This is a genomic window from Methylobrevis pamukkalensis (assembly GCF_001720135.1).
Taxonomy (GTDB): domain Bacteria; phylum Pseudomonadota; class Alphaproteobacteria; order Rhizobiales; family Pleomorphomonadaceae; genus Methylobrevis; species Methylobrevis pamukkalensis.
Genome location: NZ_MCRJ01000140.1, coordinates 1 through 8,949 on the forward strand (window position 1 = coordinate 1; position 8,949 = coordinate 8,949).

5 protein-coding genes and 2 pseudogenes are annotated in these 8,949 nt (G+C 67.8%); 6 read left to right on the forward strand and 1 reads right to left on the reverse strand.

The features are described 5' to 3' along the window. The first annotated feature begins 1,761 nt into the window (after positions 1-1,761). Positions 1,762-2,952, forward strand: a complete 1,191-nt coding sequence (gene mnmA, locus A6302_RS17885) for a tRNA 2-thiouridine(34) synthase MnmA (RefSeq protein ID WP_141703898.1) — start codon at positions 1,762-1,764, stop codon at positions 2,950-2,952. A gap of 97 nt (positions 2,953-3,049) precedes the next feature. Continuing rightward, on the forward strand, positions 3,050-3,730 hold the full coding sequence (locus tag A6302_RS17890) for a class I SAM-dependent methyltransferase (RefSeq protein WP_169833619.1): 681 nt from the start codon (positions 3,050-3,052) through the stop codon (positions 3,728-3,730). 24 nt (positions 3,731-3,754) lie between these two features. Here A6302_RS17890 and A6302_RS17895 read toward each other — a convergent pair whose 3' ends face one another. Continuing rightward, positions 3,755-4,186, reverse strand: a complete 432-nt coding sequence (locus A6302_RS17895; RefSeq protein ID WP_210183381.1) for a response regulator — start codon at positions 4,184-4,186, stop codon at positions 3,755-3,757. A gap of 446 nt (positions 4,187-4,632) precedes the next feature. On the opposite strand from A6302_RS17895, the gene A6302_RS17900 reads away from it, so the two are divergent. The 4 genes and pseudogenes from A6302_RS17900 to A6302_RS21575 form a co-directional block, all read left to right on the forward strand. After that, positions 4,633-5,244, forward strand: a complete 612-nt coding sequence (locus A6302_RS17900) for a hypothetical protein (RefSeq protein WP_069308182.1) — start codon at positions 4,633-4,635, stop codon at positions 5,242-5,244. 70 nt (positions 5,245-5,314) lie between these two features. After that, a pseudogene (locus A6302_RS17905) lies at positions 5,315-6,999 on the forward strand (methyl-accepting chemotaxis protein). A 639-nt stretch (positions 7,000-7,638) separates the two neighbouring features. Beyond that, positions 7,639-8,667, forward strand: a complete 1,029-nt coding sequence (locus tag A6302_RS17910) for a 2-dehydropantoate 2-reductase (protein WP_069308183.1) — start codon at positions 7,639-7,641, stop codon at positions 8,665-8,667. Positions 8,668-8,812: 145 nt separating this feature from the next. Further along, positions 8,813-8,949: pseudogene (locus A6302_RS21575) on the forward strand (NAD(P)(+) transhydrogenase (Re/Si-specific) subunit alpha); the annotation flags it as partial.

Consider the following 8,949-nt stretch of genomic DNA (forward strand, 5'->3'; position numbering starts at 1 on the left):
AACCGGAGCGGTGACCACCGGGCGCACGGGGGAAGTGGCGGACGACTCCGGGGCAACGGCCGGGTCACGGGCCGGGCTCCGACCCGGAGCGACCGGCGCGGCGTCGATGCTATCGGCGGGGCTGTCGGCGGGGCGGGCGGCGGCGGCCGGACCCTGAGGCGGCCGTGGCGCGATGGAGGCAGACACGGTCGTACCGGCCGGCGACATCGTCGAGGCCGCTTCGACGGTCGCGGCCGGAGCCGTGGACGACATGGCGGAGGGGGAAGGCGACGCCGCAGGGGCCATCGCCTCCGCAGGTGCCGGCGACGTGACGACCGGACGGGTCGCTTCGTCCGCGATCGACGAGGCGACCGGCATGGCCGGAACCGCGATGCTGTCGTCAACAGACGAGGGGGAACCAGCCGTCGGTGCGGCGAAAATCGCGGGCGCTGCGGGGGGGCCGCCTCGCCGATCCGCGCCGCCGCCGGGCCCGATCCGGCGGGCGCCTCGACGGCGGCAGTGAGCGTCGCGGCCGGTTCCGGCGCATGAACCTCGCCGGTGATCTCGTAGGCGACGGCCATTGCATAGCCCGGCATCGCCGGCGGCAGGACCGGCTGCGGCAGGATCGTCAACAGGCTTGCGAGCTCGTCACCGGCGTCGCTGTCATCGGCCGGCGGGGCGGCGTCCGCGGTGGAACTGACGGCGGGGTCGACCGTCGCGGCCGAGGCGGCTGCAGGCGCCGAGGCGACGGCCGGAGGAGTTGCGGTTGCAATCTGAGGCGCGATGCCGGAGGCCGGGTCGTCCCCGGACGGCAGGGACACGGCAGCATCCGAGGGCACCGACGCTTCGGCGGCAGCGACGAAGGGTGCGGGGATCGAAGTCGGCGCGGCCGCGGGCGGCAGCGGAGCCGCAGCGTCCAGGGACTTGTCTTCGACCGCGGGCGCTGCGGACGGGAGGACAACGGCAGCGGTTGCGTCCGCACCAGTCCCCGCGAGGCTGGCGGAAGCCAGCGTTGCGGGGGTGACTGCAGGGGGCGTCGTCGTGACCGGGGCCGGCGACGCGGCCACCACGGGTGCGGACACAGCCGGGACCGCTGCGCCGACCTGCGCCGGCAGTGCCTGTACCACTGTCCTCGGAGCCTGGGTCGCCTGTGACGGGAGCGCAGCGCCATCGACGGAGGGCGCGGGGGCCGGGGCCGCGGACAAGGCCGGAGGGATCGCCGTGCCGGATGCCGGGAGGATCGCGACAGGCTGGGAGGAGGTCATCAGAGGCCCGGCCGCGCCCATCGTCACGGGGGTGGCCGGCGCCTCGTCCATGGACGGTGCCATCGCCGCGGTGCCGGCGAGGACGGCCCCGAACGACGCCGTTGCCGTCATCACGCCCGTCGTGGCGCCGAGGCCCGCGGGCTGGGGCACGGACGTCGTCGCAGCGACGGGAAACAGGGAGATCGGCAGTGCGGACATGGGGTTCCTCGTGACTGCCTCAATTGTTAGCAAGTGGCGGGCCAGCCGCGCCGGATGTGGCGCCTGCGCCGAAAGCCGGGCGAAAACATCGTCGTCGGATGACAGGCCGTGCGAATTTCGGTAGGTTCCGGCCTCACGGATCCGGGAATGACACCCGGGAGCGGCAAGCCTTGCCGGAGTGGTGGCAAATATTGCCGACCGGCAACGCCCGCAATTCCGTCCGATCTTCGCGCCTCAGGTCGCCGCCGCCCCGCAGGGCGTCGGTTGCCGGGCGCAGAGGGTGGCGTCCTGCGGCGTTCATCCCAAAGCGAGTGTTGGCATGCTGAACAGTCTCGATCTGCCGGGGCGCCCCGAGGACACCCGCATCGTCGTCGCCATGTCGGGCGGCGTCGATTCTTCCGTGGTTGCCGGGCTGCTCAAGCGCGAGGGGTATGACGTCGTCGGCGTCACGCTCCAGCTCTACGACCATGGCGAGGCGGTTCATCGCAAGGGCGCCTGCTGCGCCGGACAGGACATCCACGACGCCCGCGACGTCGCGGCCTCGCTCGGCATTCCGCATTATGTGCTCGACTACGAGGAGCGCTTTCGCAGCGCGGTGATCGACCGCTTCGCCGAAAGCTACATCCACGGCGAGACACCGATCCCGTGCGTCTCCTGCAACCAGACCGTCAAGTTCTCCGATCTGCTCGAGACGGCCCGCAAGCTCGGCGCGCAGGCGCTGGCCACCGGCCACTACGTGCGCTCGGCCCTTGTCGGCGGCCGGCGCCAGTTGCGCCGCCCGGTCGATCTCGACCGCGACCAGAGCTATTTCCTGTTCGCCACGACGCCCGAGCAGCTCGACTATCTGCGCTTTCCGCTCGGCGGCCTGACCAAGGCCGAGGTTCGCGAGATCGCGCGCAGCCTCGGTCTCGTGGTCGCCGACAAGCACGACAGCCAGGACATCTGCTTCGTGCCGACCGGCAAGTACGCGGATGTGATCGAGCGGCTGAAGCCCGGCGCGGCCGAGGCCGGCGACATCGTCCACGTGGACGGGCGCGTGCTCGGCCGCCATGACGGCATCATACATTATACCGTGGGCCAGCGACGAGGCCTCGGCGTCTCGCTCGGCGAGCCGCTGTTCGTGGTCCGCCTCGAGTCGGGCTCGCGCCGGGTCGTGGTCGGACCGCGCGAGGCGCTGATGACCGGTCGGCTGCATCTGCGCGATGTCAACTGGATCGGCGACGGGGTGCTGGCCGATCTTCCGCCCGGTGGTCTTGAAATCATGGCCAAGGTGCGTTCCACCCGTCCGCCGCAGCCGGCCCTGCTTGGCCGCGACGAGACCGGCGTGCATGTCGATCTTCTCGACGGGGAACAGGGCGTGTCGCCGGGCCAGGCCTGCGTCTTCTATGACGAGGCCGGGGAGGGTGCCCGGGTGCTCGGCGGCGGCTTCATTGCCGCCACCACGAGCCGTTTCGACATCGGGGCGAATGCCGCGCCTGCGACCGAACGACTTTCGGCCGGGCTCGGCTGAACCAATCGCCCACGTCGCGTGTTGGAGGTGCGAGCACGGCTTCCTGTCCGGCCGGCTGAATTCCCGCGCGGCCATGACCCAGCCAACGGAGACATGGATGAACGAGAGCGAAGCAGGCCTGTCCGAGCGGCGGTCGACGGCGGCGGGTGTTGCCGCGCCGCGGCTGCGCGAGCGTGACGTTGTCGAGGCCTATGCCCGGTGGGCACCGATCTATGATGCGGTGTTCGGCCGGCTGATGGATGGCTCCCGCCGCACGGCCGTGGAGGCGCTTTCCGCCGACACCGGCCGTGTTCTCGAACTCGGCGTCGGAACCGGGATCTCGCTTCCCCACTATCCCTCCGACATGCGGGTCACCGGCATCGATCTCAGCCCGGAGATGCTGGAGATCGCGCGGCGCCGGGTCCGCAGCGAGGAATTGCGCAATGTCGAGGCGATCCTCGAAATGGATGCGTCGGCCACCAGCTTTCCGGACGCCAGCTTCGACGCCGTGATGGCGATGTATGTGATGACCGTGGTTCCGGAGCCGGACAAGGTGCTGGCCGAGATCCGCCGCCTGCTGCGCCCGGGCGGGCGTCTGCTGGTCGTCAGCCATTTTGCGGCCGACGGCGGACCGCGTGCCCTGTTCAGTCACCTGTTCGCGCCCCTGTTCCGCGCGCTCGGCTGGAATGCCCGGATCACCGCGGCCTCGCTGAAAGCGGCGCCCGGTATGCGCTTCATCTCCGACCGGCCGGCCGGCCTGTTCGGCTTCTACCGGCTGCTCGAATTCGAGGTGGTCTGAGCGGCCGGCGCACGCCCCCGGCGGTCACTGCGGCGGGGGCGTTGCCGCCGAAAACCAGAACTCGTCGATCTTCGTCACGATGTAGACGAAGCGGCGCATTTCCATCGGCTTGATGATGTAGGAATTGGCGTGGCGGTCGTAGCTCTCCGCGATGTCTTCCGGCCGATCCGACGACGTCAGGACGATCACGGGAATTCGGCGCAGCGCCGGATGCTGCTTGATGTGGGCGAGCACGTCCTTGCCATTGACGCGCGGCAGGTTGAGATCGAGCAGCACCAGATCGGGGCATGGCGTGTCGCGGTCGGTGCCGATACGATCGAGAAACGCTATGGCCTTCTCCCCATCCTCGGCGGTGTGCATCCGGCTCTGGATGCCCGCCAGCCGGAACGCCTCCATCGTCAGGACGACGTCGCCCGGATTGTCCTCCACGAGAAGGATATCGACGGAACGATTCAAGGGTCGGGCCCTTTCAGCCGGAGTGTCGGCGCCGAGTGTAGCAGACATTGCGATCGTTGCTTCCCTCTTGGCATCTACGCAAAGCTACCTAGAGACGATGCGGCTGTCGTGGAGAAACTGAAAGCCGTCGGCGTGTTGGATGGCCCGATACCGGCGGAGCCGCGGAATTCCATGCCCGCAATGGAACATTTTCTGGTCTCGTCTCCTCTCCTTTAGTACCGAACCCTGCAGTCTGCGGTCGCCGTGCCGGGCAGATCGCGCGCAATCTGATTCTCGCAACGACCTGATTTTGAATGAACGCCCCACTTGTAGGATGAGTCCAGTCAACTGGCACAGCAACTTCCGAGCGTAATTTCGTGCGCTGCGAAATAACGGTCGCGACTTTCTGATTTCATTGAATATTAAGCTGAACAATCGAAGCTCCTCCGTAAATCAAGGAGGGCGGAATGCCTAGGTTTCAACTCACGTCGCTATCTGTGTTCCTCGCGCTTGCCGCGCCGGCTCTTGCGGCCGAACCGCCCGCACCGGACTTCAAGGCGCTGCTGACCCCTGCCGTGATGCAGGACATCCGCGGCTGGATCGACACGGACATCGTCCGTGTGTCGGTCGGCGCTCAGAACGACCGGATCGGCAAGGTCAGCCAGACCGACATCGACCGGCTCGACAACCAGTGGAAGGCCGAGCGCGAGTCGGCCGACAAGCCGCTGATCGCCGCGACCCTCTCCAATCCGCTGTCGGTCTATCTCGCCCGCATGCAGGGCCGCTCGCTGGGTCTCTATGCCGAGATCTTCGTGATGGACCAGAACGGCCTCAATGTCGGACAGAGCTCCATCACCAGCGACTTCTGGCAGGGCGACGAAGGCAAGTTCCAGAAGACCTTCGATGCCGGTCGCGACGGCATGTTCCTCGACGAGGCCGAGTGGGACGACGAGGTGAAGGTCTGGCGCGGGCAGCTCAGCTACACGCTGACCGATGCGGCCGGAACGACGCCGATCGGCGCGGTGACGGTCGAGATCAACCTGACCGAGCTCCAGCGCCGCGCCGAGGCCGGAAGCTGACATCACCTCGCCCGGTCCGGGGTTGCCCGGACAGCCGGTTCATCCCCGCGCCAGTTTCGAGATCAATGACATGCTGAACAACATCTCCGTCACCAAGAAGGGCCTTGCGGCCTTCGGTCTGCTCGCCCTGCTCGCCATCGGCGCCAGCGCGGTGATCTACGACCGCGCCACCACGACCACGACCATCGTCGAGAACAACCAGCGGATCATCGGGATCCTCGACGAGACCGTTGCCCTCGATTTCGCGATCACCGCGCAGAACCTCGCGATGAAGAACTTTCTTCTCACGGGCGACCGCAGCTACGTGACCGCGATCGAGGAGGCCTCGACTGCGATCGAGGGGCAGATCCGCGAACTCGCAGCGCGTTACGAAGAGACGGCCGCAGATGCCAAGCATCATATCGATACCGCATCGACCATCTGGACGACGTGGAAGACCGATGTGATCGAGAAGCAGATCCTGCTGATGCGCGATCCGATGACCGTCGACCTCGCCCGCGCGATGGAACTGACGGGAGACGGCAGCCGGCTCGTCGGCGAGACCCATGACGCCATCGTGGAGGCAACCTCGGCTCTGCGAGCGATCGGCGACGTTGCCTCGGCGGACCAGAAGTCGGCGCTCGATCTCATGGAGCTGATCAGTCTCGCCAGCGCGATCGCCGTGGCGCTGTTTGCCGCGCTGCTCGCCTTCCTCAACTTCCGGCTCATCTCGCGTCCGCTGTCGGTCCTGACCGGCGTCACCGCCCGTCTTGCCGACGGCGACCTCGACGTCGATGTCACGCGCTCGGACCGGGCCGACGAGATCGGCCGGATGAATGCGGCGCTCGTGGTGTTCCGCGAGAATCTCCTGCGCACCCGTGCTCTCGAGATCCAGGCCACCGAGGACCGGCGCCGTGCCGAGGAGATCCGTCGCCAGGCAATGATCCAGGTCGCGTCCGATCTGGAAGCCAGCGTCGGCGCTGTCAGCGACGAGATCGTCGCCGCCTCGCGCCGCCTGAACGATGCCGCCGGCACCCTGGCGGGCATCGCCGCCGGCACGACCGAGCGGGCCATGAGCGTGTCGAGCTCGTCCGAGCAGACCACGGCCAACGTGCAGACGGTGGCCAGCGCCACCGAAGAGCTGTCGGCCTCGATCAGCGAGGTCAACGACGCGGTCCGGGCCTCCACCCGCATCGCCGCCGACGCGGTGCGCGAGGTCGAGCGTTCGGGCAATGCCATCGCCGCGCTCAACAGCGTGGTCGACCGGATCGGGGATGTCACCACCCTCATCAACGACATCGCCGCGCAGACCAACCTTCTGGCCCTCAACGCCACGATCGAGGCGGCGCGCGCGGCGAGGCCGGACGCGGCTTTGCCATCGTCGCCTCCGAGGTCAAGGCCCTTGCCGGCCAGACCGCCAAGGCGACCGAGGAGATCGAGCGCGAGATCAGCGAGATGAAGGCGGCTGCCAACGTCTCGATGGAATCGGCCAGGGCCGCGCGGTTGCTGGTGGGCGAGATGTCGGAGCGCAGCAGCGCGATCGCCGCTGCCGCCGAGCAGCAGAATGCCGCGACCCTGGAGATCGCCCGCAACGTCAACGAGGCGGCCACCGGCACCCGTACCGTCACCCACGCGATCACCGAGGTGAGCAACGACGCCCGCCGCACCGGCCAGCTCAGCACCGAGATGCAGGGCTCGGTCGAGGCGCTGTTCGAGCGCTCCGGCGTGCTCGGCGAAACGGTCCGCCGATTCCTCCAGCAGGTCCGCGCCGCCTGACGTCACGGACAGTGCAGACCCTCGGGCCGTCGCGGAAACCCCTCCGCGGCGGCCTTTTCATTTTCCCTTCAAGGGCCTTCAGAAAATATGCAACACGGAGGATCGCCGCGTTGCACCATGACTGCGGCCGCCGATCCGGTGGCTGGCATGAACACCACCGGCCCCGGCCAAGGCCTGCTTTTCCAATGCATTTCATGGACTTGATCCTGCTGTCGCAGGGGGGTGTCGCAGCCGGGGCGGCGGGGCGTTGCCGCGCTGTATGACCGCAGGGGCGTTCTGCCGCCATTTCGTCGCAGCAGGCCGGGATTGACACTCCGTCGTGCTCTGGCATCTTGCATACCAGAGAAAAACAAAACGACAGAACGACGGGTGGAACTCCATGACGATGCACTTTTCCCTGGCCGCGATGATCTGACCGCGCCGACCGCACTCCATCACATTCTCATCCTGCTGCCCGACGTGACGCGTTGACCCGCGGCTCCGGCGCTGCGCTGACGAATGGACCGGAGGATGCCGGTGGCGCCGCGGGTGTGGGGAGCATTCCCCGGTCCGGCCCGGGTGCCGCACGCAGCCTCCGCCTGTTCACGGCGCACGGTCGCCAGGACGGCAGCATTGCATGACCTGGAAGGAATTCACGAGATGAAGATCTGCATTTTCGGCGCCGGCGCGATCGGCGGCTACATGGCGGTCATGATGAAACGCGGCGGCGTGGATGTCTCGCTCGTCGCCCGCGGCCCGCATCTCGAAGCCATCAAGCAGAACGGCCTCAAGCTGATCCTCGATGGCGAGGAGATCGTCGAGCGGATGCCGGCGGCCAAGGATCCGCGCGAACTCGGCCCGCAGGACTACGTGATCTGCGGCCTCAAGGCCCACCAGGCCTGGGAATCGGCGGAGCAGATGGTGCCGCTGTTCGGGCCGGACACCGCGGTGGTGACCGCCCAGAACGGCGTGCCGTGGTGGTATTTCCACGGTCTCGACGAGCGCTTCAAGGATTTCCGCCTGCAGAGCGTCGATCCCGGCAATCGCCAGTGGAACACGATCGGCCCGCAGCGGGTGATCGGCTGCACCGTCTACCCGGCCACCGAAATCGCCGACCCGGGCGTGATCGTCCACAAATACGGCAACCAGTTCGGCATCGGCGAGCCGAACCGCACCGACAGCGAGCGCGTCCGCCAGTTCGGCGCAGCGCTCGAGGCCGGCGGCCTCGTGCCGAAATACTATGACGACATCCGCGACGACATCTGGATCAAGCTGTGGGGCAACCTCTGCTTCAATCCGATCTCCGCGATCACCCACGCGACGCTGGACGTGATCGCCACCGATCCCGGCACCCGGGCGCTGGCGAAGAACATGATGCTCGAGGCCCAGGCCATCGGCGAGGCCTTCGGCGCGACCTTCCGGGTCGACGTCGAGCGCCGCATCAACGGCGCGGCCAAGGTCGGCGCGCACCGCACCTCGATGCTGCAGGATGTCGACAAGGGCCGGGCGATCGAACTCGATGCGCTGCTGACGGCGGTGCAGGAGATGGGCCGCCTCGGGGGAATCAGCACCCCGTATATCGACTGCGTCCTGGCGCTGGCCCAGCAGATGGGCCGCTCGCACGGGATCTATCCGACCTTCCCGGAAGAGGTGGTCGAGGAGATGCCGAAGGTGGCCGTCGCATCCTGAGCGACCGGCCATCCGATTTCGAGGAAGCGTGCGAGGGCCATGGGGCCGTCGCCAGTTCCATGGTGACAGACGCGGGCGACGGATCGTCCGCGGAGGGAGTTGAAGACATGACCGCTGGACGGGACAAGATGCGCGGAGGCCACCGATGAGACTTTGTGTACCCAAAGAGGTGACGTCCGGCGAGGGTCGCGTGGGAGCGACACCTGAGGTTGTGAAGCGGTATCTCGGGCTTGGGTTCGAGGTTGTCGTGGAGAGCGGTGCGGGCGTGGCGTCGCGGATCCC

Excerpts from the sequence above, each read along its gene's own strand:
- mnmA (WP_141703898.1), top strand. The coding sequence starts at position 1,762 with ATGCTGAACAGTCTCGATCTGCCGGGGCGCCCCGAGGACACCCGCATC.
- A6302_RS17890 (WP_169833619.1), top strand. The coding sequence starts at position 3,050 with ATGAACGAGAGCGAAGCAGGCCTGTCCGAGCGGCGGTCGACGGCGGCG.
- A6302_RS17900 (WP_069308182.1), top strand. The coding sequence starts at position 4,633 with ATGCCTAGGTTTCAACTCACGTCGCTATCTGTGTTCCTCGCGCTTGCC.
- A6302_RS17910 (WP_069308183.1), top strand. The coding sequence starts at position 7,639 with ATGAAGATCTGCATTTTCGGCGCCGGCGCGATCGGCGGCTACATGGCG.